Here is a 21,739-nt window from a genome sequence, read left to right as displayed (position 1 = left end):
GGGGATGCGGCGGGGTTTGGGGGCGGTGTTTGGTTGAAGCAGGTGCTGCCGGTCTGGAAGCCGCCGGCCAGGAAGCTGTCCGTTAGGAAGCGACGGCGGCAGTTGCGGCAGGGGCTTCCGCAGCCGGCCGGAGCCGGGGGCGGAGGTTGGCGCGGAGGTAGAAGAACATGACGGGCACGGCGTACAGGACCCAGGCGGTTGCCTCCAGCCACGTGGTGGCGGGGGAGAAGTTCAGGGTCCCTTTCAGCAGGGTGCCGTACCAAGACGACGGCGGGACGGCGGCTGAGACGTCGAAGGCAAGGCTGTGCAGCCCCGGCAGGATGCCGGCCTCCTGCAGGTCATGGACGCCGTAGGCGAGGACGCCGCCGGCGATGACCACCAGGGCTACGCCCGTCCAGGTGAAGAAGCGGGACAGGTTGACCTTCACGACGCCGCGGTGCAGCAGGTACCCGAGCCCTGCTGCCACTGCGAGGCCCAGCAGGGCGCCGAACAGCGGGGTCCCGGATTCGCCGCTTGCCTGTGCCGCGGCCCACAGGAACAGGGCCGTCTCCAGGCCTTCCCGCCCGACGGCCAGAGCCGCGACAAGCACCAGGCCCCAGGCGGCCCCGTCGGCCACGGAGTCAACGCGGGAGCGCAGTTCGCTGCCGAGCGTGCGGGCGGTGCGGGCCATCCAGAAGACCATCCAGGTGACCAGGCCGACGGCGACGATGGACAGACCACCGCCGATCGCCTCCTGCGCTTCGAAGGTGAGGCCACGCGGGCCGAAGGTCAACAGCGCGCCGAAACCAACGGACACGGCGACAGCGATTCCCACTCCGGCCCACAATCGGGGGAGCAGCGCACGCCGGCCGCTCTTGGTCAGGTAGGCCATCAGCAGGACGACGATGAGCGTCGCCTCGAGGCCCTCCCGGAGGCCGATGAGGAAGTTGGCTGTCATGTAAAGCACCTTCTGCCGGGGGAGCCCGTCTTAGGCTCACCTAAGCACGGGACTTTACACGGCCAAGGCGATTAGGCAAAAGAATCGTGCCGTAATTACTGCGGAAATTACTCCACCGGTTGGGGCAGCACGGTTTTGGGCAGGAGAGAGCCGTGCTGGGCAGTGCAATGTAGAGCAGGCGCGGGGCAGGGCTGTGCTCAGCTGCAGCGCTATGCGGGGCAGCCCCTAGTTGCGGCGCCGGCGGGGGAGTGCGGAGACGCCGTCGGGGAGCGGCGGAAGGCCGGCGAAGGTGCACACCATGTCCGACCACGCCTCGAGGTGGGCCTGGACGTCGGCGCCGGCCGGAGTCCACGAGGCACGGAGTTCAATGTCGATCGATTCCGGCCGGTCCGCCAGCGTTCCGAAGCTTTCGGACAGCACGCGGGTGGCCGTACCGCCGGCCGCGCGGTACGGGGCATTGTGGGTTTCGAGTGCGTCCACGAGCCATGTCCAGGCCACCGAGCCGAGCATTTCATCGTTGCCCATCTCGGCATCGAGCTGTGCGCGGATGTACGTGACGATCCGGAATTCGCCGTCCCACACGGCGGACCCGTCGGGGTCATGCAGCAGGATGAAGCGCCCGGTGGCGAGTTCCTCGCCGTCGTCATCGTCTGCGGTGGACGCCGCGGAGGCTCCGGCGGCGGCCGACCGGGCCAGCGCCATCGCGGCCGGACCGTGGACCGGTGGACGGTCCACGGCGCTGCTGGCCTTGCCGCCGCTGGCACCTATGACCTCGGCGCCGAGGGCGACGGCAAACGGCGCCAGCCGGGCGGGCGCCGGGATCTCGTCGAGGCGCAGTTCGCTGCGGCAGCGGGCTTTGCGGAGCGTTCCCAGCGCATACAGGAAACTCGCGGGAACCTGGGCAAGTGCGTTCACAATGGCAGGGTACGCATTGGAAACCGCCAGTCCCGGCAGGCTCGCCGCCTGCTCACGCAATCCCACGCATGTTACTGCGCTGCCGCCGGTGCGGACCCGTGCCCGGCGACTTCGGCCCTGAGGGCCGCCACGAACGCATCGACGTCCTCCTCGCTCGTGTCGAAGGAACACATCCAGCGGACCTCCCGGGTGGCCTCGTTCCAGTCGTAGAAGCGGAAGGACTCCCGGAGCCGGTCCGCCACCCCTTCAGGCAGGACCGCGAAGACGCCATTGGATTCCGTCTTCTGTGTGGGTTCCACGCCGTCAATGTCGTCCACCGCCGCCCGCAGCCTCGCGGCCATGGCGTTGGCGTGGGAGGCCGAACGAAGCCACAGGTCACCTTCGAGGAGGGCGATGAACTGCGCGGACATGAAGCGCATCTTGGAGGCCAGTTGCATGTTCATCTTGCGCAGGAAAAGCAGCCCCTGGGCGGCGTCGGGGTTCAGGGCCACCACCACCTCGCCGAACAGCAGCCCGTTCTTGGTTCCGCCGAAGGACAGGATGTCCACGCCGGCGTCGCGCGTGAAGGCTCGCAGGGGAACGCCCAGGTGCGCCGCCGCGTTGGCCAGCCGTGCCCCGTCCATGTGCAGCTTCATGCCCTTGGCATGGACGTGTTCGGCGATGGCCCTGACTTCATCCGCCGTGTAGCAGGTGCCCAGTTCAGTGGTCTGGGTGATGGAGACGGCCAGCGGCTGGGCGCGGTGCTCGTCACCCCAGCCCCACGCTTCGCGGTCGATGAGTTCCGGCGTGAGTTTGCCGTCCGCGGTGTGCACCTGCAGCAGCTTCATGCCGCCCACGCGCTCCGGGGCGCCGTTCTCGTCCATGTTGATATGCGCCGTCGATGCGCAGACCACCGCACCCCAGCGCGGGAGGAGCGACTGCAGGGACAGCACGTTGGCGCCCGTGCCGTTGAAGACGGGGAAGCACTCGATGCCCGGCCCGAAGTGCTCCTCCATCAGCTCCTGCAGGCGGGCCGTGTAGGCATCTTCGCCGTAGGAAACCTGGTGCCCCTCGTTGGCGGCGGCCAGCGCAGCCAGCACCTCAGGATGCACCCCCGAGTAGTTGTCCGAGGCAAAACCGCGCACCGAGGCGTCGTGCAGCCTGGACATGGTGCCGCTGGCGGCCGTTTCAACTGTTGTTGTCATCTCGTTGGTCACGCTTTCAGTCTAGGTAGTTGGTGCGCTCTGTGTACTTGCAGCACTCTGTGCGGTTGCAGCGCCGGCGGGCACCGGGGCCAGCAGCAGCCGCTGCCCGTTCAGGTCCGCGGCCGGCTGGCTAAAGAGTCCGACGGCGGCCGCGGCCAGCTGCTCGACGTCGGTGTAGCCGGGGAACTTCCGTTCCGGTTGCTTGCTGCGCATGCCTGCGTCCACCAGCGCCTTCACCACGAGGACGACGGCGGCGCTGTGCTGGGCGCCGTCGGCTCTCGCCTCGGCCGGGCCGTCCTGGCCCTGGGCGCTGTCCGCTTGGCTGTCGCGGCGGAACCCCTCCGCCACGGCCATGGTCCACGCTTCCGCGGCGGCCTTGGCCGCCACGTAACTGGCGACCCCGGCGGCGGGACTGCCCACCGCCGTCGAGGACACCATGGCAAACCGTCCGCAGGGCGAGGCGGCGAGGTCGTCGTAGAAGACCCGGGTCACGTTCCGGAGCGTCGTGACAGCGCTGCGCTCCAGGAAATCCCAGTCCTCGTCGGTCTGGCTGGTGATGCCCTCCGCGCCTCGCCATCCGCCCACCAGGTGGATGACGCCGTCGATCCTTCCGGCCGTGCGCGCGAGCTCCTGCTGCAGTTCGCGGACGGCGGCGAGGTCGCCGAGGTCGCACACGAGGGGGATGGCGCCGCCCGCCGTTTCCGCGGCGGCCTCGATGCGCGCCTTGTCCGAACCGACCGTGAAGACGTCAAAGCCCGCCTGCCGCAGGGCGCCGGCGGCCGCGATTCCCGAAGGTCCGCTGCCGCCCGTAACCAGCACGCGCAGCGGCCTGCCGTCGGTCAGGCTGTTGTAAGTCAGGCCGGCGCCGGCCATGCTGGGGTCTGTCATGCCGCCGTCGCCGCCGGACCGTCCACCGACCGCGCAGAGTCTGAGGAACCGGTAATGCCCGCGGTGGATTCGATGACTGGTCGCATCTTCTTTTCGAGGGCCTCGTAGAACATGGACAGCGGGAACTCGTCGTCCAGGACCTGGTCGGTGAGCCCGCGCGGCGGCCCGTCGAGGGGGAGGGCGCCCGGCCCCTTGGCCCAGACGGAAGCCGGATTCGGCGTGACGGTGCCCGAGATCAACTCATAGGCCGCCAGCCAGTGGACGGTCTTGGGCCGGTCGATGGAGCGCCAGTAGAGCTCCTCGATCCGGGCACCCAGTTCCACCACGACGCCGGCGACGTGTTCCCAGTCGATGGTCAGGCGGCTGTCGGTCCAGTGGAGGACACGGTGCTGGTGCAGCCACGCGAAGAGCAGCTGGCCGCCGAGCCCGTCGTAGTTGCGCACCCGGCTGCCGGTGATGGCGAACCGGAAAATGCGGTCGAAAATGACGGCGTACTGCACGAGCTTGGCATGCCGGCGGGCTTCCGGATCCGCTGCCTCGTCCTTTTCGATCTTCACCGATTCCCGGAAGGCCGTCAGGTCGCAGCGCAGTTCCTCGAGGGAGTACAGGAAAAAGGGCATCCGCTGTTTGATCATGAAGGGATCGAACGGCAGGTCCCCCCGCATGTGCGTGCGGTCATGGATCAGGTCCCACATGACGAAGGTCTTTTCGGTGAGCTCCTGGTCCTCGAGGAGTTCCGCGGCCCCCGCCGGCAGCTCCAGCGAAGTGATGTCAGCGGCGGCCCGCAGGACCCGGCGGAAGCGTGCCGCTTCCCGGTCCGCGAAAATGGCGCCCCAGGTGAACCTGGGTGTCGCGCGCACGCCCACGGTTTCGGGGAACAGCACAGCGGAGTTGGTGTCGTACCCGGGGGTGAAGTCGATAAACCGGATGGGCACGAACAGACGGTTTGAGTAATCACCCTGTTCCAGGCCTGCGATGAAGTCGGGCCACACGACGTCGATGAGGACAGCCTCCACGAGCCGGCTGCTGCTGCCGTTCTGCGTGTACATGGGGAAGACCACCAGGTGCTGCAGGCCGTTCTCGCGGTCGGCCTGCGGCTGGAACGCCAGCAGGGAGTCCAGGAAATCCGGTACGCCGAAGCCGTCCACCGCCCAGCGGCCAAAGTCGCGGCACACGAGGTCCAGGTACAGGGAATCGTGGGGGAATGCCGGTGCCAGCGCTTCGATGGCGCTGACAAGGGCTTCGACGTGGCCGTGGGCAGCCGCATGGGCGGCCTGGTCCGGGATGGAGCCGTCCTGCACCTGCAGTTCCCGCAGGGCAATAGCGGCGGCCTTGAGGCGCTGCCATTCCGGGTGTTCTGCGGAGATTCGGGCTGGTGCTGTGTGTACGGTTACGGTCATCGCTGGCCTCGCCTTTCGGTTATCTGAGCTTCTACGGCGAGCGTAGCAAGCAGACAGGCTTCCTAATCGATCAAAGGCTCGAGCATAAGAAACTGTGGTGCTCGAGGCTGTCCAAATAACCGCTAGGCGCAGCGCCAGGCAGCCTCAGGCCTGGGTGCCGTCAGCGGCCGGAACCAGCTTCAGTGAGATGGAGTTGATGCAGAAACGCTGGTCGGTTGGCGTTCCGTAGCCCTCACCCTCGAAGACGTGCCCGAGGTGGGAATCGCAGTTGGCGCACCGCACCTCGACACGGTCCATGCCCAGGGTGCGGTCGTGGATGTAGCGCACGCGCCCTTCGGCCAGCGGGGCCCAGAATGACGGCCAGCCGCAGTGTGAATCGAACTTCTCCTTGCTGGTGAACAGTTCGGTCCCGCACGCGCGGCAGTTGTAGACGCCGGCGGTGTGGGTGTCCCAGTACTCGCCGGTGTACGGGCGTTCCGTGCCCGCCTGGCGCAGCACGTGGTACTCCTCCGGCGTCAGTTCCTCCCGCCAGTCTTCATCGGTTCGGCCGGCGGCAGGGGTTGCGGCGGTGTTGGTGAGGTCGGATTTCTCAGGAGTGCTCATAGTCGGACCAACGCTCAGGAGTCCCCGATAAATCCCGAGCCCGCGTAAAGATGCAGCACGGGGAGCCCCAGCTTGTCCTGCGCCCTGTTGGCCCAATCGGTATGGAAGGTGTCCGAGACGGCATGCGGCCGGGTGATGACGACGGCCTGGGCGGCGCCAAGTTCCTTGACCTTGGCCACGAGGCCGTTAACGGCGCCGCCGGCCACCACCTCGCCGGCAACGCCGCCGCCGAGTCCTTCCAGGGCGCTGACCGAGGTGGCCAGCGTGGCGTCCGCCGCTGCCCGTTCCTCTGCAGGGTCCGGCGTGTGGGCGGTCAGCTCCCGGAAGGCCTTGGCGATGTCCAGCATCGACAGGTTCTCGAGGAAGTCCACCAGCAGATGCCGTTCCGTATTGGCAGGCACGAGCACAACCAGGGGCGCGTCACCCCCGTCCACCAGGCGTTCGATGTTCACGCGGTCGTCCGCACCCAGCGGCTCTTCAGTGAGAATGACGATTGGATCGCTCATGGCATCAGCCTAGTCCCGCCCGCCAACGCCCGCATGTATTTGGCCTGCATGCGTTTGGCCGCGAATGTGCCGGAAGGGGCCGGATCCGTCAAGATGGGTGGCATGGATTCCGCGCAGGCTGCTTTGACAACCCCTTCTATTGCCCAGGGCAATGCGATGACCCTGAGGGCGAAGTGGACACTCGGGGGAATCATTGCCGGCGGCACCGCCGCAGCCCTGCTCGGTGCCGGCTCGTCCGCCCTCGCGCTGTACTTTGCCCGCCGCGTCCTCACTCCCACCCGCGTGCGGCCAGCGGACCAGGAGGTCCTGGCGGTCATCAGGGAGGGCATGGAGCTGCAGGTCATCCTCGCGGCCACGCCGGAGACAACACACAATGGCGTGTACAGCCTGTTCTTCGACGCCGGTGCCGGGCACGCCCGGATCGGCAGGATCCTGTCCTATTCCCCGGCCGAACGCACCGTGCTGCGCGAAGTAGAGGCCGTCTACAGCGGCAACCTGGAAACCGCGGGGCGCGGCTGGTGGGGAGGCGCCACGTACCAGCATCCGTCCGACGTCGGGTTGGCGTCCGAAGACGTCGGCATCGAGGTTGAGGGCGGAACGGCGCCCGGCTGGCTGATCCCGGGTGACGCTGGCGCCGAGACCTGGGCCATCATGGTCCACGGACGCGGGGCCACCCGGCAGGAGTGCCTGCGTGGAGCCCGGGTGGTCCACGAACTGGGGCTGCCCAACCTCCTGGTTTCCTACCGGAACGACGGCCTGGCGCCGGCCGCGTTTGACGGCCGGTACGGGCTCGGTTCGACGGAGTGGAGGGACATCGACGCTGCCATCTCCTTTGCCCTGTCCCGCGGCGCCCGGGAAGTTGTTCTCTTTGGCTGGTCGATGGGCGGCGCCATCTGCCTGCAGACGGCGGACCTGTCCGAGCACCGGCATGTCATCCGGGCCATGGTCCTTGACGCACCCGTCATCGACTGGGTGAACGTGCTGGCCCACCACGCGGAGTTGAACCGGATCCCGTCGGCCGTTGGCCGGTACGGCCAGCTGATGATGGGTCACAAGGTGGGCCGCCGGCTCACCGGACTGGCTGCGCCTGTGGACCTGAAATCAATGGACTGGGTGTCGCGGGCCGTCGAACTCCGGACACCGACGCTCATCATCCACAGCGTGGACGATGAATATGTTCCCTACCAGCCGTCTGCCCTGCTCGCCGAAAAGAACCCGGACATGGTCACCTTCGAGCCGTTCGAGGGGGCGCGGCATGCCAAGGAGTGGAACGCTGATCCGGTCCGCTGGGAAGGCCTGGTCCGGGCATGGCTGCAGCTGCAACTGGCCCCACGCCGGAATCCCGGCCAGCCTGATCCCGGCCAGCCTGATCCCGTTCAGCCTGTCTGAGGGCCTGTTCCGATCGCGGCCGTGACGGCTTTGGTGAGGCGCACGAGGTCGCGGGGATCCAGTTCGATGTCCAGGCCGCGCCGGCCCCCGGAGACCAGGATCGTGTCCAGGGTGAGGGCGCTTTGGTCGATGACCGTGGGGGAGGGTTGCCGCTGTCCCAGGGGTGAAATTCCGCCCAGCACGTAGCCGGTGCGCCGTTCGGCCGCCGCGGGGTCCGCCATGGCGGCTTTCTTGCTGCCCAGCGCCGCAGCTATCGCTTTCAGGTCCAGGGTTCCGCTGACGGGAACGACGCCGACCGCCAGTTTGCCGTCAACCTCCACCATCAGGGTCTTGAAGACCCTTGCAGGGTCGATCCCCAGGACCTCGGCTGCTTCCATGCCGTAGCTGGACGCGGCCGGATCATGGCTGTACGGGTGCAGGTTAAAGGAAACGCCTGCCGCAGCCAGTACGGCTGTGGCAGGCGTTCCCTGCGACGTGTTTTTTCGCGCCATGCTGGGTCCGGCTCCTAGGCGTAGAGCCGGGCCGCGGCGGCCACCTTGCGCTTGATGCGCCCGAGCATCGCCGTCATGCCGCGCATCCGCAGCGGCGTGATGGCGCGGGTCAGGCCGAGCAATTCCGGCATGTCATCGGGCACAGCCAGGATCTCCTCGGCGGTGAGGCCGTCCAGTCCTTCATGGAGCACTCCGGCGAAGCCACGGGTGGTGGGGGCCTCCGGCGGCGCCTTGAAGAACAACCGGAAGGCGGGGGAGCCGCCGTCGTTCTTTTCCGTCTCAATGGTGAGGAAAAGAGGCGACTGGCATTCCACCACCTGCTCCATCAGCTCTGGGTGGTCGTTCAGGCGCTCCGGCAGATCCGGCAGGCCGCGGGAGAACTCCAGCAGGAGCTGCAGCCGCTCGGGCTCGCTCAGTGCCTGGAAGTCGTCGACAATCTCCGCCAAGGCGGTGGGAAGTGCTTGAGTACTCATCACTTCCAGCTTACGCAGGTTGTCGCCGTCCGCCGCTTTTTTACGCCTGCTTACCTCGCGGCAACTGCCGGTACCGAGCCGCGTTCCGCGCCCTTGGCAATCGGCACGCGCACCGCGTTGCCCCATTCCGTCCAGGAACCGTCGTAGTTGCGGACGGTTTCGAAGCCGAGGAGGAACTTCAGCGCGAACCAGGTGTGGCTGGAGCGTTCGCCAATGCGGCAGTAGGCCACGACGTCGTCGCCCTCGGTGAGTCCGGCCTCGCCCAGGTAGAGCGCCTCAAGCTCGGCGCGGCTGCGGTAGGTGCCGTCCTCTGCTGCTGCCCGTGCCCACGGGATCGACGCTGCGGTGGGAATGTGGCCGCCGCGCAGTGCGCCTTCCTCGGGGTAGGCAGGCATGTGGGTGCGCTGGCCCGTGTATTCCTCGGGGGAGCGGACATCGATCAGCGGCTTGCCAAGGTGGGCAAGGACGTCTTCCTTGAAGGCGCGGATGGGGGTGTCGTTGCGCTCCACCACGGGGTAGTCGGCCACGGCCGGCGAGGGGATGTCGGTGGTCAGCGCACGGCCTTCGGCGATCCACTTGTCGCGGCCGCCGTCGAGCAGGCGGACGTCCTCGTGGCCGAACAGGCTGAAGACCCAGAGGGCGTAGGCGGCCCACCAGTTGGACTTGTCGCCGTAGATGACAACGGTGGCGTCGCGGGAAATGCCCTTCGCGGCGGCCAGGGCGGCGAATGCCTCGCCCTCCACGTAGTCACGGGTCACTTCGTCGTTCAGGTCGGTGTGCCAGTCGATCTTGACCGCGCCGGGAATGTGGCCGGTTTCGTAGAGCAGGACGTCTTCATCGGACTCCACCACAACGAGCTTGCCGTCGTTAAGGGCGCCGGCGTCGATGGCCGCGGCCAGCCACTCGGTGGAAACAAGCCGCTCCGGGTGCGCGTAGGCGCCGAACTTCTCGTTCTGTTCAACGGGGTAGGACATGCGTATGGCCTTTCACTGAAACGGTCAGGTCAGACCGCCGGGGGACGGCGGGTCACTGGTCCAACACTAGCCACGGGCCGGTACGAATGCTCCTGTGTGTTAACAGGACGAAATGTGTGCTTGCTCACGGCATCGCGGGTGGCAAGGCGTTGCCCGCCGGGCGGGCGGCCGATGCCGGTATTCTTGCTGGGGACAAATCACCAGCAGAATGGACCACCTTGGTACAGATCGAAAAGCTCGCCACCCGGACGCCGGCGGTGTCGGTGGATGAGCTCCTCAAAGGTTTCTACCCGTCGCCCAGGTTCGGGCAGGTGTCCTTTGCAAGCTACCGGCCCGACCCGAAGCAGCCAAGCCAGGCGGCGGCAGTGAACGCGCTGCAGGCTTTCGCCGGAGGAGTCGGCGCCGGGGACGGCGGGGGACTGTTCAAGAAGCTCTTTGGCAAGAAGGATACGACCCGCGCTGGCATTTACCTCGACGGCGGATTCGGCGTGGGCAAAACCCACCTGCTGGCATCGCTCTGGCATGCTGCCCCCGGCCCAAAGGCCTTCGGCACCTTCGTGGAATACACCAACCTGGTGGGTGCCCTGTCCTTTCGGAAGACCGTCGACGCGTTGAGCTCCTACAAGCTTGTTTGTATTGACGAGTTTGAACTGGACGATCCGGGTGACACGGTCCTGATGTCCCGCCTGATGCGGGAACTCGCCGACGCCGGCGTGAAGCTCGCGGCCACCTCCAACACTCTTCCCGGATCGCTGGGTGACGGCCGGTTTGCCGCCGTGGATTTCCAGCGTGAAATCCAGGTTTTGGCGGACCAGTTCGACGTCATCAGGGTTGATGGCGAGGACTTCCGCCACCGTGGCCTCCCGGACGCGCCGGCACCGCTGCGGAACAGCGAACTCCACGCCCACATGAAGGCGGAGTTCGACGGCAAGACCGTTGCCGAAGATGACTTTGGCACCCTCATCTCGCACCTCGCTGGTGTCCATCCCAGCCGTTACCGCAAGTTGATTGACGGCGTGGACGGCGTTGTCTGGCGGGACGTGGAAACCATCACGGAGCAGGCGGTGGCGCTGCGGTTTGTGGTGCTCGCCGACCGACTTTACGACAAGGATGTACCGATCCTTGCCAGCGGCGTTCCGTTCGACAAGCTGTTTACCGAGGAAATGATGAACGGTGGCTACATGAAGAAGTACTTCAGGGCGGTCTCCCGGCTTACCGCGCTGGCCCGCGAAGGCCAGAACCACGAGCCCTCGTAGGCGCGGGCGTTCTTAGACACTTGCTTTTGTAGGGCTTTTTAGACAGGCGAGCATTCTTTCGGGAAAACGAAAGGTGCCGGCGCCGCCTCTCGGCGGGACCGGCACCTTTTGACGTTTAGGGGCAAAGCCCGGAAAGTCCGGGCTACGGAGCCTTCTCAGCCGGCGGCACGTTGTCCGCCGGTCCCTGGGTAGGCCTCTCATTGGCTTTGTCAACGAGAGTGGAAGCGCCAGTCTGGACCTTATCTACCTGGCTGGTGTATTTGCCGCCCGTCTTGGAGTCGACAAAATCACCTGCTTTGTTGATGCCGTCCTTGATGGCCTGCTCGTTGCCGCGGATCAGACCCTGAGCCTTGCCCTTTAGATCGTCAAGTAAACCCACGAGCACCTCCCTTCAATCGCGGAGCCAGTTCGCTCCTCCGCATTCGATCCTAGCCCCGAAGGCGGTTGCCTGCCAAGGAGTTCTTGACAAACTTTGTCAAACTGCATGAGGGCAAAGAAAAAAGCAGCTCCGGGGGAGCTGCTTTGTTTCGTGGGCGATACTGGGATCGAACCAGTGACCTCTTCCGTGTCAGGGAAGCGCGCTACCGCTGCGCCAATCGCCCGGAGCCGGTAGGACCGGCGGTATCCTGGGTTCGGATCCTAAGGATCAAGAGAGCGGACGACGAGATTCGAACTCGCGACATCCACCTTGGCAAGGTGGTGCTCTACCAGCTGAGCTACGTCCGCATTTTTGAAATCCAGCCGTGTGGCCAAACATTCAACTACAAGCAAGTCTCCTTGCTCTGGTGGGCGATACTGGGATCGAACCAGTGACCTCTTCCGTGTCAGGGAAGCGCGCTACCGCTGCGCCAATCGCCCATCGCATCCGGTATCACCGGAAACCATGGTTTTCACCGAGGTGGGTACGGGATTCGAACCCGTGTATACGGCTTTGCAGGCCGCTGCCTCGCCTCTCGGCCAACCCACCGTGTAGGCGTCGATTCCGGGGAATCATGCCGTGACAGTGTCCTGCGAGCGGACGACGAGATTCGAACTCGCGACATCCACCTTGGCAAGGTGGTGCTCTACCAGCTGAGCTACGTCCGCATTTCGGAGCAGCGATTCCTTGCCGTATTCGGCAGTTCGTCGCGTTCCAACGAGTAAGAACTCTATAGGAGGTTCCGGGAAACTCCAAATCGAGTACCGGTGGCGCGTCCCGGGAAGCCGTACTTCCTTGAATTCTAGGGAAATTTTCGAATTACAGACGTGTAGTTTCTGGTGCCTGGACTGGCTGGCCCCGTCGTGGGTCCGGGCCTCGAGCGTTCCTTGGACGCATTGCTCCGCTGACCTTTTCCATGGGTCGACCCGCCGATTTCCGTTAACCCGCGATCGTCCGCTAGCATTCAAATGCATCGGGGCGATTGGCGCAGTGGTAGCGCGCTTCGTTCACACCGAAGAGGTCACTGGTTCGAACCCAGTATCGCCCACCGATGGAAAGTCCGTTCAGCCCAGGAGATAGAACTGGGAGGGGCGGGCTTTTCTGTTTCCGCATCAATGTCTGACCCCCGTGAAAGAGTCTCACCATGACCGCTCCACTCCTCGCCCACGCCACGGAATATGGCCGAATGTACGCCCGCTCCACCACGGAGCAGTTCACGGTTCCTTCCATCACCACCGTCATTGGGCAGCAGGCCCATGGACTGGACGGCTGGTTCGGCTACATGGGGGCCAGCAGCCTGGCCAAGGATCCCTCGCTGCCGGAGATCCTTGGCAGCCCTGCGCGGGTGCGGCAAGCGGTGAACCGGGCGGCCAAGGCGGCCGAAACCTACCGGGACGAGGCGGCGCAGCGCGGGGACCGGGTGCACCACTACTGCGAGCAGGTGGCCCTGCGTGCCCTCGGCCGGCCGCACCAGATGAAGGAAGCCCGTGAAGCACTGGCCTCCAACGGCGAGGAAGCCTTCGCCGCCCGCTTCGATGAGTGGTGGGAACTGTTCCGCGTGGAGCCGATCGCCCCGGAGATCACCGTGTGGAACAAGGCGGTGGGATACGCCGGGACACTGGACCTCGTCGCCAAGATCAACGGACGCACCTGCCTCATCGACTACAAGACCAAGGGAACAACGCGCGACGGCCAGGTCAAGCCCCTGGACGACAAGGTGGTCATGCAGCTTGTTGCCGGCATGAAGGCGGAGGAAAGCCTGGTGGATCCCGTGGCCGGGGAGTGGGAACCGTGGCAGCACGGCGACACGCCGGTCCTGCTCGCAGTCGCGATCGGTGAAACCGAGGTGCGGCCCGTCCGCGCCAATCCGGAAGTCCTGAAGCACCACTGGTGGAAGTTCTGTGCCCTGCGCCGGGTGTGGGAAATGTCAGCGGACACGGTCAGCGCCGGTCCCGCGCTGCTTCCGCTGGCGCCGCCCGTGTTCTCCTGACCCTTCCTGCGCTCGGGCTGGCCGGGCCCGCTCCCGCCGTCATCTGCGCCGGCCAGGCAGCAGCAACTAAACTGGACTGGATCCCGTTACCCGTTCACCGTGAGGAAATGACTGCACATGGCAATTCTGAATATCCGTATCATCGGCGATCCCGTGCTTCGCACGGTTGCCGACCCTGTCACGGATTTCGGGCCGGAGCTGGCCAGGCTCGTTGCCGACATGACCGAAACCATGGAGGACGTTGAGGGCGCAGGCCTGGCCGCGCCCCAGATCGGCGTCAGTCTCCGGGTCTTCACCTACCGGATCGGCGGCGTTGAAGGCCACGTCATCAACCCGGTGCTGGAAAACAGCGAAGATTTCCAGCCGGATGAGGTGGAGGGATGCCTCTCCATCCCCGGCCTGGGCTTCCCGGTCCGCCGCTACCGCAGCACCCGTGTGACCGGCGTCGATGTGAACGGCAACCCCGTCTCGGTGGAGGCGGAGGGCATGCTTGCCCGCTGCTTCCAGCATGAGACCGACCATCTGGACGGCATCCTCTTCACTGACCGGCTCGAAGGTGAGGACCGCAAGGCCGCCCTGCGCTCCATCCGCAACGCCAACTACGACTCCATCACCGAACAGACCACCGCCAAGCGCGCCAAGACCGTCGGCTCCAGTTTCGGCGGCGGCAGCTTCGGGGCGGCAGCGTCCGGAACCGGCAGCTTCGGCGCTGCCGGATGAGGGTCCTTTTCGCCGGAACGCCGTCCGTAGCTGTCCCCTCGCTGGATGCGCTGGTGGCCGCCGGCTTCGAGATCGTCGCGGTGCTGACCCGGCCGGACGCGCCGGTGGGACGTAAGCGCGTGCTCACGCCGTCGCCCGTTGCTGCCCGGGCCGCCGAGCTCGGCATCGATGTCATCCACGCGTCCCGCGTGGACGCAGCCGTCACCGAGCGGATCGCCGAAGCACGCCCCGACGTAGCCGCGATCGTCGCCTACGGCGGGCTGGTGCCCCGCGCGGCCCTCGATATTCCGCGGCACGGCTGGATCAACCTGCACTTCTCACTGCTGCCGGCCTGGCGCGGCGCGGCCCCTGTGCAGCGGGCCGTCATCGCCGGCGACGAGATCACCGGTGCCGTGACCTTTCAGCTCGAGGAGGGACTCGACACGGGACCTGTCATCGGCACGCTGACCGAAGCCGTTGGCCCGGAGGACACCTCCGGGGCGCTGCTTGAACGGCTGTCCCACAGCGGCGCCGTCCTGCTCGCCCAGACCCTGTCCGCCGTCGGATCCGGCGCGGCGTCGCCGCTTCCCCAGCAGGGGGAGGTGAGCCTGGCGCCCAAGCTGACCATCGACGACGGCCGCATCGACTGGTCCGAGCCTGCCCTGTCCGTGGGCCGGCGGGCGCGCGGCGTGACACCCGAACCGGGAGCATGGACCACCCTTGATGGCCAGCGGCTGAAGCTTGAGCCGGTGCGGCTCCGTCCCGACGTCACCGATGTCCAGCCGGGACAAGTGGCTGTGGCCGGCAAAAGCGTGCTGGTGGGCACGGGTTCGCATGCCGTCGAACTCACCAAGGTGCAGCCTGCAGGCAAGAAAATGATGGCCGCCGCCGACTGGGCGCGCGGCCAGGCATCCCCCGAAAGCGTGGTATTCCAATGAGTGACTCCGGCAGAAGCGGATCCGGGCAGGGCCGGTCCAGCCGCGGCGGCCAGCGCGGTTCAGGCACCGGCGGTTCAGGCGGGGGAAGTGCCAGCCGGCGCAATGCGCAGGGCAGGGAGCGCAACCGCGGCCCCCAGCGCAACTTCACCGAGAGCGCACCGTCGCAGCGCACCCGCAGGGCAGACCCTGCGAGGCTGGTGGCGTTTGAAGTTCTGCGCGCGGTCGCGGCCGAGGACGCCTATGCCAACCTTGTGCTGCCGGCGCGGATCCGGCAGCACGGCCTCGACCGGCGTGACGCCGGATTCGCCACCGAACTGAGCTATGGCGCGCTGCGGAACCAGGGCACGTACGACGCCATCCTCGGCCGCTGCGTGGACCGGCCCCTGGACAAGCTGGATCCGGCCGTGCTGGATGCCCTCCGCATCGGGGTCCACCAGCTGCTGGCCATGCGTGTACCCGCACACGCTGCCCTTGACCAGACGGTTGGCCTGGCCCGTGCGGTCATCGGCGCCGGTCCGTCGGCATTGATCAATGCCGTGCTCCGGAAGGTAGCGGCCCGCAGCCTGGACGAGTGGCTGGACGAGCTGGTTGCCGGCGAGCAGGACGAGAACAAAGTCGCTTCCGTCCGGTACGCCCATCCCGAGTGGATCGTCCGCGCCCTGCGGCAGTCCCTGGTGGCACACGGGCGCCCGGTCGGCGAAATCAACGACCTCCTGGAAGCCGACAACGCGGCCCCCGTGGTCAACCTGGTGGCCCTTCCCGGGCTGGGAAGCCTGGACGAGGCGCTGGAGAACGGTGCCGTCCCCGGCGAACTGGTGGAAGGATCCGCCCTCTCCAGCGGGGGTGACCTCGGCCGGCTGGAGTCCGTCCGGTCCGGCACTACGCGCGTGCAGGACGTCGGCTCCCAGCTGGTGGCCAGGGCCCTGGCGGCTGCCAGCCTCGGGGCAGGGCCTGGCGAAAACGCGGCGGAAGGCGCCGTAACAGGAGAAAACGCCGCCGGGGAAGCCTGGCTCGATCTCTGCGCCGGACCCGGCGGCAAGGCCGCCCTGCTGGGCGCGCTGGCGAACGAACGCGGAGCCACGCTCCTCGCCAATGAGCCCGCCCCGCACCGGGCCAAACTGGTCAGCCAGGCGCTGTCCGCCGTTCCTTCGGGCGTCTGGACCGTCAGGACCGGCGACGGCCGGGAGGTTGGGTCGGAACGGCCTGCCGCTTTTGACCGCGTGCTCGTGGACGTGCCCTGCAGCGGACTCGGAGCGCTGCGCCGCCGGCCCGAATCCCGCTGGCGCCGCACGCCCAAGGACCTTGCCGACCTGGGGCCGCTGCAGCGCGACCTGCTGAACTCTGCCTTGGCGGCCGTGCGGCCCGGCGGCGTGGTGGCCTACGTGACGTGCTCGCCGCACCCGGCCGAAACCACTGCGGTGGTCAGCGACGCCCTGCGCAAGCGCGACGACCTGGAACTCCTGGACGCCGGCAGCGTGCTGGACGCCGTCAGCCTGGGCGGCGGCCTGGGCGCGGGCCATGAGGGGACCGCGCAGCTGTGGCCACACGTCCACAGCACGGACGCAATGTTCCTCGCCCTGATCCGCCGCAAGTCCTGAGCACCCAGTCACCGCTGACTTCCGCCTGATCCCACACCCCCGGACTTCCGTCCCGCGAAAGGACCCCGCATGACGCAGTGCTGCATCAACCCCAGCATCCTCTCCGCCGACTTCGTGAACCTCGAAGCCGAGCTGCAGAAAATCAGCAACGCTGATTCCGTGCACGTGGATGTGATGGACAACCACTTTGTCCCCAACCTCACCCTGGGACTTCCCGTGGTCCAGCGGATCCAGGCGGTCAGCCCAGTTCCGCTGGACGCCCACCTCATGATTTCCGACGCCGACCGCTGGGCTCCCGGTTACGCGGACGCCGGTGTTGCTTCCGTGACGTTCCATGCCGAGGCGTCGATTGCGCCGGTGAAGCTGGCCCGGGAGTTGCGGGCCCGGGGTTCGAAGGCCGGGATGGCGCTGCGGCCCGCTACTGCAGTGGAGCCGTACCTGGACATGCTTCCGGAGCTGGACATGCTGCTGATCATGACGGTGGAGCCGGGCTTTGGTGGCCAGGCGTTCCTGGACCTCACGCTGCCCAAGATCCGCCGCGCCCGTGCCGCGATCGAGGGATCCGGCGTGAACGTTGCCATCCAGGTTGACGGCGGAATTACCGAGGAAACCATCGTCCGTGCCGCGGAAGCCGGAGCGAACGTCTTCGTCGCCGGGTCCGCGGTGTATGGCGCCGCCGACCCCGCCGGAGCCATCGACCGGCTGCGGAAGGCCGGGAGCCTTTAGGCCTTAAGTCCTCAAGGGCAAGCGTCATGGGGGCGCAACCTGCCTCCATGACGCCAGAATGACGGTTCGCAGCGGGAATAGCCTGGGCACCCGCCAAGTTGTGTCAGAATAGCAACACACAATACGTGCTCCGGGGTCGGTGTAAGTCCGAACCGGCGGTGACAGTCCGCGACCCGCGAGCCGGCGTTTCCTTTACGGAAGCCCGGCGGACGGTTGAACTGGTGAAATTCCGGTACCGACAGTTAAAGTCTGGATGAGAGAAGCACGTACAGCTGTACTTGTGGCGTTCCATAACGCCGCTGCGTTTCGCTGTCGTATACCCCCGGAGCAATCTCGGCTCTTGAGGGAAGGAACGACACGCACGCATGGACATCCTGCGTTGGCTCTTCGAGGCACAGATTCCCGTGGGCGGATCGGTGCTCATTCTCCGCGAAGTGCTGGGAAACATTTTTGGCCTGGCCAGTGCCCTTGGCGGCATGCGGCGCAAGGTCTGGGCATGGCCGGCCGGCATCGCGGGCAACCTTCTGCTCCTGACGGTCTTCCTGGGCAACGTCTTCGGCTCCGCCACGCCTGCCACGCTCTGGGGCCAGGCCGGACGGCAGGTCATGTTCATCCTGGTGGCCGTCTACGGTTGGCAACGCTGGCGGCAAAGCCGCCGGGCGGCAGGATCCTCGACGGCGATCTCGCCCGCCTGGGCCAGTGCCAGGACCCGCGTGGCGCTGGTACTCGCGCTGGTGGCTGGCACCGCCGCCCTCACTCCACTCTTCGACTCCCTGGGTTCCTACCCGCCGGTGTGGGCAGACGCCTGGACCTTCATGGGCTCGCTCCTGGCCACCTACGGTATGGCCCGCGGCTGGACAGAGTTCTGGCTGATCTGGGTTGCCGTGGACGTGGTGGGCGTTCCGCTGCTCTTCAGTGCCGGATATTTCGCCAGCGCCTTCATGTACCTGTTCTACGGCTTCTTCACCCTGGCCGGGTTCATCGTCTGGTGGCGGGCGTCCCGGACGCAGGCCCAGGCGGACCCCGCCACCGTCAAGGTTGAGAGCGCCTTCCCGGACCCGGCGGTGTCCAAGTGACTGCTACCGAGAAGCCGGTATCGGCCTTCACCGCCGCCGAAACAGCCGCCATGGACACTGCCCTGGAAGCGGCCCTCCAGGGCCCCAGGGGGGCCAATCCGCTGGTAGGTGCCGTCGTCGTCGGACCTGACGGCCGCCAGCTGGCGACGGGATACCACCGCGGTGCCGGCACCGCGCACGCAGAAGCCGACGCGATAGCGGCGGCGGTCAGCGCCGGCGTCGACCTTCACGGGTCCACCATGGTGGTCACCCTGGAGCCGTGCAACCATGTGGGCCGCACGGGACCGTGCGCGCAGGCCATCATCGACGCCGGAATAGCGAACGTCGTGTACGCCGTCGACGACCCCCATGACCCCGCCGCCGGCGGGGCCACCACCCTGCGGGCGGCGGGAGTCAGCGTCCGCAGTGGGCTGGCCGCCGAGCGTGCGCTGGAGCTGAACCGGCGCTGGTTCCAGGCTGTCGAGGCGAAGCGACCCTTCGTCACCCTGCACATCGCCCAGACGCTGGACAGCCGGATTGCGGCCGAGGACGGAACCAGCCAGTGGATTTCCAGCCCGGAGTCCCTGGCGGACAACCACGGCATCCGAAACCGGATCGACGCCATCCTCGTGGGAACGCAGACCGTGCTGGTGGACAACCCCCGTCTGACAGCACGCGACGCCAACGGCGACGCCACCGGAAACCAGCCGCTGCGCGCGGTCATGGGACTTCGCGACGTGCCGGCGGACGCTGCCGTGCGCGGCGACGACGGCAAGGTCCTGCACCTTCCGACCCGGGACCCACGGGAGGCCCTGGCCATGCTGTTCGCCGCGGGCACCAGGCACGTCATGGTGGAGGGCGGGTCGAGGATCCTCAGCGCCTTCCTGGCCGAGGGCCTTGTGGACGAACTCATCGTCTACCTGGCGCCCACGCTGCTCGGCTCCGGAACGCCGGCCCTCAACGGCCTCGGCATCGGAACGCTGGCGGAGGCGCAGCGCTGGGAATGGGATGCCGCGTCCGGCGGGGCGGTCCAGTTCCTCGGCCGGGACCTTCGCCTGCACCTGCTCCCGGAGGAATCCACCGTGCCCCACCGGACCCAAGACCCGCCCGCAGCGGCGCAGCCGATATCAAGACAATCCACATCAACCAAATCACTACCTGTCCGCACCGCAGCGGGCACAGCCATGGGAGGCTACTGATGTTCACCGGAATTATCGCCGAACAGGGAAAGGTCCTCTCCGTGGACCGGAACGGGGACACAAGCGCAACGCTGCGCCTCCACGCCCCGGGGACCGCTGAAGGGCTGCCGCTGGGCGGCTCCATCGCCGTCAACGGCGTCTGCCTCACGGCCACGGCCATCGAAGGCAAGGACTTCAGCGTCGACGTCATGGGCGAGACACTCGTCCGCAGCACCATCGGCGAGCTTGTGGCAGGCGATCCCGTCAACCTGGAACGCTGCGTCCCCGCCGGCGGGCGCCTTGACGGCCACGTGGTCCAGGGCCACGTGGACGGCGTGGGCGAACTGCTCGAACGCGAGCCAAAGGGAAACTGGGAACGGCTCCGGTTCGGCGTGCCCCGGCGGCTTGCCCGCTACATAGCGGAAAAGGGGTCCATCGCCATCGACGGCGTCTCCCTCACGGTCACCGCGGTTAGCCCGGCAGCCGAGACGGCGCCCTGGTTCGAGGTGGGCCTCATCCCCACAACCCTGGCCGACACCGGCCTCGGGGCCAAGCCGGCCGGCGCCAGGGTCAACCTTGAGGTCGACGTGCTGGCCAAGTACACCGAGCGGCTGCTCGCTTTCCGCTCTGAAGGCACGGAGTCCGGCACGGAGGCTTCCGTAGTTACTGAAGGCGGGGTTCAGCTGTGAACGGCACGGCAAAGCTTGACGCCGCGATTACCGGCGACCTGACCTCTGTTCCCCTGAGGCTGGATCCGATTGAGGACGCTGTCCGCGCCATGGCGGCCGGCCGGCCGGTGCTGGTGGTGGACAACGAAGACCGGGAAAACGAAGGCGACATCATTTTCGCGGCCCAGCACGCCACCCCTGCTCTCATGGGCTGGACCATCCGGTACAGCTCCGGCGTCATCTGCGTGCCGCTCGACGGCGCCCGGGCCGACGCGCTGGAACTGCCGCCCATGGTGGAGGTCAACCAGGATTCGAAGGGCACGGCCTACACAGTGTCCTGCGACGCCGCCACCGGCGTCAGCACCGGCATCTCCGCCACCGACCGGGCCCTCACCGCCCGCGTCATCGCCGATCCGGCCAGCGGCCCAGACACCCTGACCCGCCCCGGGCATATTTTCCCGCTGCGGGCCGTTAATGGGGGAGTGCGTGAACGCCCCGGCCACACCGAAGCGGCCGTCGACCTCTGCCGGCTCGCCGGCCTGGAGCCGGTGGGCGTGATCGCTGAAGTTGTGTATGACGACGGGGAGATGATGCGGCTGGACGGCCTCCGGGTTTTCGCTGCCGAGCACGGCTGCCCCTTGATTTCGATCGAGGACCTGGTTTCCTATCTGGGAGCTGGCAACCGTGTATCTTCACAGGAGAGCACTTTGGAAGTCAGTCCGGCCGGAGAAGGGGAAACACGATGACGGCATTTCAAACAGCGGAACCGGGCAGCAACGGCCGGCAGCCGCACCCGGTGAGCAGCGGCCCGGTGGTCCAGCTGCCCACGGCGTTCGGTGATTTCGTGACGCAGGCCTGGACCGATCTGGTGACCGGCGCCGAACACCTTGCGGTCAGCTCCCCGAACCCGCCCAAGGACGGCAAGGCGCCGCTGGTGCGCCTGCACTCCGAATGCCTCACCGGCGATGTTTTTGGCTCCTACCGGTGTGACTGCGGCGAGCAGCTCGCCTACGCCCTGGAGCTGATCGCTGAGAACGGCGGCACGCTGCTGTACCTCCGCGGGCAGGAAGGCCGGGGCATCGGGCTGGCCAACAAGATCAAGGCCTACGCCCTGCAGGAGGCCGGGTTCGACACCGTTGAGGCCAACGAGCAGCTGGGACTGCCCGTGGACGCCCGCTGCTACAAAGCTGCCGCGCAGATTCTGGCCGAGATGGGCCTGCACGAGATCCGGCTGCTGAGCAACAACCCGGACAAGCAGAACCGCCTGGCTCTCGCGGGAGTCAAGGTCGTCGAGATGGTACCCACCGAGGTGCCGTCCCGGGAGCAGAACCTCAGGTACCTGCAGACCAAAAAGGACCGCATGGACCACTTGCTGACCCTCGACACCGAGACCGCCGGCCTGCCCCGCACCGGCACTGACACTTTTGACCACGAACAAGACTGAACGGATCAC

The 21,739-nt window shown here is 67.0% G+C and carries 23 protein-coding genes, 6 tRNA genes and 1 riboswitch; of the genes, 13 read left to right on the top strand and 16 right to left on the bottom strand.

The annotated features are described in order from the left end of the window. Nucleotides 1-82: 82 nt before the first annotated feature. From efeU to AC57BR_RS10630, 7 genes are all read right to left on the bottom strand, one after another. On the bottom strand, nt 83-937 hold the full coding sequence (efeU, locus tag AC57BR_RS10660) for an iron uptake transporter permease EfeU (protein WP_496360288.1): 855 nt from the start codon (nt 935-937) through the stop codon (nt 83-85). Between the two features lie 225 nt (nt 938-1,162). After that, complete coding sequence (locus AC57BR_RS10655; protein WP_496360549.1) at nt 1,163-1,855, bottom strand: DUF3000 domain-containing protein; 693 nt, start codon at nt 1,853-1,855, stop codon at nt 1,163-1,165. A gap of 68 nt (nt 1,856-1,923) precedes the next feature. Then, nucleotides 1,924-3,036 carry a threonine aldolase family protein gene (locus tag AC57BR_RS10650; protein ID WP_496360547.1) on the bottom strand — a complete coding sequence of 371 codons (1,113 nt, stop codon included), beginning with the start codon at nt 3,034-3,036 and terminating at the stop codon, nt 1,924-1,926. A 21-nt stretch (nt 3,037-3,057) separates the two neighbouring features. Continuing rightward, complete coding sequence (locus AC57BR_RS10645; protein WP_496360286.1) at nt 3,058-3,924, bottom strand: SDR family NAD(P)-dependent oxidoreductase; 867 nt, start codon at nt 3,922-3,924, stop codon at nt 3,058-3,060. Beyond that, nucleotides 3,921-5,324: a DUF6421 family protein gene (locus AC57BR_RS10640; RefSeq protein WP_496360284.1), complete on the bottom strand. Its 1,404-nt coding sequence runs from the start codon at nt 5,322-5,324 to the stop codon at nt 3,921-3,923. Before AC57BR_RS10640 ends, AC57BR_RS10645 begins: the two co-directional genes overlap by 4 nt. A 144-nt stretch (nt 5,325-5,468) precedes the next feature. Next, nucleotides 5,469-5,927 carry a peptide-methionine (R)-S-oxide reductase MsrB gene (gene msrB, locus AC57BR_RS10635; RefSeq protein WP_496360282.1) on the bottom strand — a complete coding sequence of 153 codons (459 nt, stop codon included), beginning with the start codon at nt 5,925-5,927 and terminating at the stop codon, nt 5,469-5,471. 14 nt (nt 5,928-5,941) lie between these two features. Then, the gene (locus AC57BR_RS10630) at nt 5,942-6,433 is read right to left on the bottom strand and encodes a hypothetical protein (RefSeq protein WP_496360280.1); all 492 of its coding nucleotides are present in this window, start codon (nt 6,431-6,433) and stop codon (nt 5,942-5,944) included. A 102-nt stretch (nt 6,434-6,535) separates the two neighbouring features. Here AC57BR_RS10630 and AC57BR_RS10625 point away from each other — a divergent pair, with 102 nt between their 5' ends. Beyond that, a complete protein-coding gene (locus AC57BR_RS10625) occupies nt 6,536-7,822 on the top strand; it encodes an alpha/beta hydrolase family protein (protein ID WP_496360278.1) in 1,287 nt (428 codons plus the stop codon). Here AC57BR_RS10625 and ybaK read toward each other — a convergent pair. From ybaK to AC57BR_RS10610, 3 genes are read right to left on the bottom strand one after another with little or no spacing between them, the layout of a single operon-like run. Continuing rightward, entirely contained in the window at nt 7,810-8,313 is a 504-nt protein-coding gene (gene ybaK, locus AC57BR_RS10620; RefSeq protein ID WP_496360276.1) for a Cys-tRNA(Pro) deacylase, read from the bottom strand. The two genes, AC57BR_RS10625 and ybaK, sit on opposite strands and share 13 nt — an antisense overlap. A 14-nt stretch (nt 8,314-8,327) precedes the next feature. Beyond that, nucleotides 8,328-8,786 (bottom strand): SufE family protein, encoded by a 459-nt coding sequence (locus tag AC57BR_RS10615; RefSeq protein WP_496360274.1) that lies wholly within the window; start codon nt 8,784-8,786, stop codon nt 8,328-8,330. 50 nt (nt 8,787-8,836) lie between these two features. Continuing rightward, nucleotides 8,837-9,760, bottom strand: a complete 924-nt coding sequence (locus AC57BR_RS10610; protein WP_496360272.1) for a sulfurtransferase — start codon at nt 9,758-9,760, stop codon at nt 8,837-8,839. Nucleotides 9,761-9,978: 218 nt separating this feature from the next. On the opposite strand from AC57BR_RS10610, the gene zapE reads away from it, so the two are divergent. Further along, nucleotides 9,979-11,016, top strand: coding sequence for a cell division protein ZapE (gene zapE / locus AC57BR_RS10605; protein WP_496360270.1), 1,038 nt, complete (start codon nt 9,979-9,981; stop codon nt 11,014-11,016). Between the two features lie 142 nt (nt 11,017-11,158). Here zapE and AC57BR_RS10600 read toward each other — a convergent pair whose 3' ends face one another. The 6 genes from AC57BR_RS10600 to AC57BR_RS10575 all read right to left on the bottom strand — a co-directional run bounded on the left by AC57BR_RS10600 (nt 11,159) and on the right by AC57BR_RS10575 (nt 12,102). After that, nucleotides 11,159-11,395, bottom strand: coding sequence for an antitoxin (locus AC57BR_RS10600; protein ID WP_496360267.1), 237 nt, complete (start codon nt 11,393-11,395; stop codon nt 11,159-11,161). Between the two features lie 151 nt (nt 11,396-11,546). Then, nucleotides 11,547-11,618, bottom strand: a tRNA-Val gene (locus AC57BR_RS10595). Nucleotides 11,619-11,669: 51 nt separating this feature from the next. Continuing rightward, nucleotides 11,670-11,742 (bottom strand) — tRNA-Gly (locus AC57BR_RS10590). A gap of 57 nt (nt 11,743-11,799) precedes the next feature. Continuing rightward, nucleotides 11,800-11,874: transfer RNA gene (locus AC57BR_RS10585), tRNA-Val, on the bottom strand. A gap of 38 nt (nt 11,875-11,912) precedes the next feature. Then, nucleotides 11,913-11,983, bottom strand: a tRNA-Cys gene (locus AC57BR_RS10580). A 46-nt stretch (nt 11,984-12,029) separates the two neighbouring features. Further along, nucleotides 12,030-12,102: transfer RNA gene (locus AC57BR_RS10575), tRNA-Gly, on the bottom strand. A 308-nt stretch (nt 12,103-12,410) separates the two neighbouring features. Between AC57BR_RS10575 and AC57BR_RS10570 the strand changes: the two genes are divergently transcribed. The 11 genes from AC57BR_RS10570 (at nt 12,411) to ribA (ending at nt 21,730) form a co-directional block, all read left to right on the top strand. After that, a tRNA-Val gene (locus AC57BR_RS10570) sits at nt 12,411-12,482 on the top strand. 96 nt (nt 12,483-12,578) lie between these two features. After that, nucleotides 12,579-13,424: a cytochrome gene (locus AC57BR_RS10565; RefSeq protein WP_496360265.1), complete on the top strand. Its 846-nt coding sequence runs from the start codon at nt 12,579-12,581 to the stop codon at nt 13,422-13,424. 117 nt (nt 13,425-13,541) lie between these two features. After that, the gene (gene def, locus AC57BR_RS10560; protein ID WP_496360263.1) at nt 13,542-14,144 is read left to right on the top strand and encodes a peptide deformylase; all 603 of its coding nucleotides are present in this window, start codon (nt 13,542-13,544) and stop codon (nt 14,142-14,144) included. Next, nucleotides 14,141-15,061: a methionyl-tRNA formyltransferase gene (fmt, locus tag AC57BR_RS10555; protein ID WP_496360261.1), complete on the top strand. Its 921-nt coding sequence runs from the start codon at nt 14,141-14,143 to the stop codon at nt 15,059-15,061. The genes def and fmt overlap by 4 nt, the downstream gene beginning before the upstream one ends. Next, a complete protein-coding gene (locus AC57BR_RS10550; RefSeq protein ID WP_496360259.1) occupies nt 15,058-16,659 on the top strand; it encodes an RsmB/NOP family class I SAM-dependent RNA methyltransferase in 1,602 nt (533 codons plus the stop codon). Before fmt ends, AC57BR_RS10550 begins: the two co-directional genes overlap by 4 nt. Before the next feature lie 69 nt (nt 16,660-16,728). Then, complete coding sequence (gene rpe / locus AC57BR_RS10545) at nt 16,729-17,385, top strand: ribulose-phosphate 3-epimerase (protein ID WP_496360257.1); 657 nt, start codon at nt 16,729-16,731, stop codon at nt 17,383-17,385. 121 nt (nt 17,386-17,506) lie between these two features. Continuing rightward, a riboswitch (FMN riboswitch) is annotated at nt 17,507-17,655 on the top strand. A 95-nt stretch (nt 17,656-17,750) separates the two neighbouring features. Beyond that, nucleotides 17,751-18,461 carry a nicotinamide riboside transporter PnuC gene (gene pnuC / locus AC57BR_RS10540; RefSeq protein WP_496360255.1) on the top strand — a complete coding sequence of 237 codons (711 nt, stop codon included), beginning with the start codon at nt 17,751-17,753 and terminating at the stop codon, nt 18,459-18,461. A gap of 50 nt (nt 18,462-18,511) precedes the next feature. Next, nucleotides 18,512-19,639: a bifunctional diaminohydroxyphosphoribosylaminopyrimidine deaminase/5-amino-6-(5-phosphoribosylamino)uracil reductase RibD gene (gene ribD, locus AC57BR_RS10535; RefSeq protein ID WP_496360545.1), complete on the top strand. Its 1,128-nt coding sequence runs from the start codon at nt 18,512-18,514 to the stop codon at nt 19,637-19,639. Then, a complete protein-coding gene (locus tag AC57BR_RS10530) occupies nt 19,639-20,307 on the top strand; it encodes a riboflavin synthase (RefSeq protein ID WP_496360253.1) in 669 nt (222 codons plus the stop codon). The genes ribD and AC57BR_RS10530 overlap by 1 nt, the downstream gene beginning before the upstream one ends. 26 nt (nt 20,308-20,333) lie before the next feature. Continuing rightward, complete coding sequence (gene ribB / locus AC57BR_RS10525; protein ID WP_496360543.1) at nt 20,334-21,032, top strand: 3,4-dihydroxy-2-butanone-4-phosphate synthase; 699 nt, start codon at nt 20,334-20,336, stop codon at nt 21,030-21,032. Continuing rightward, a complete protein-coding gene (gene ribA, locus AC57BR_RS10520; protein ID WP_496360251.1) occupies nt 21,029-21,730 on the top strand; it encodes a GTP cyclohydrolase II in 702 nt (233 codons plus the stop codon). Before ribB ends, ribA begins: the two co-directional genes overlap by 4 nt. Nucleotides 21,731-21,739 lie beyond the last annotated feature (9 nt).

The organism is Arthrobacter sp. BGA-UO-ETr-C19, assembly GCF_059568005.1.
This window is presented reverse-complemented; position numbering and strand designations above follow the sequence as displayed.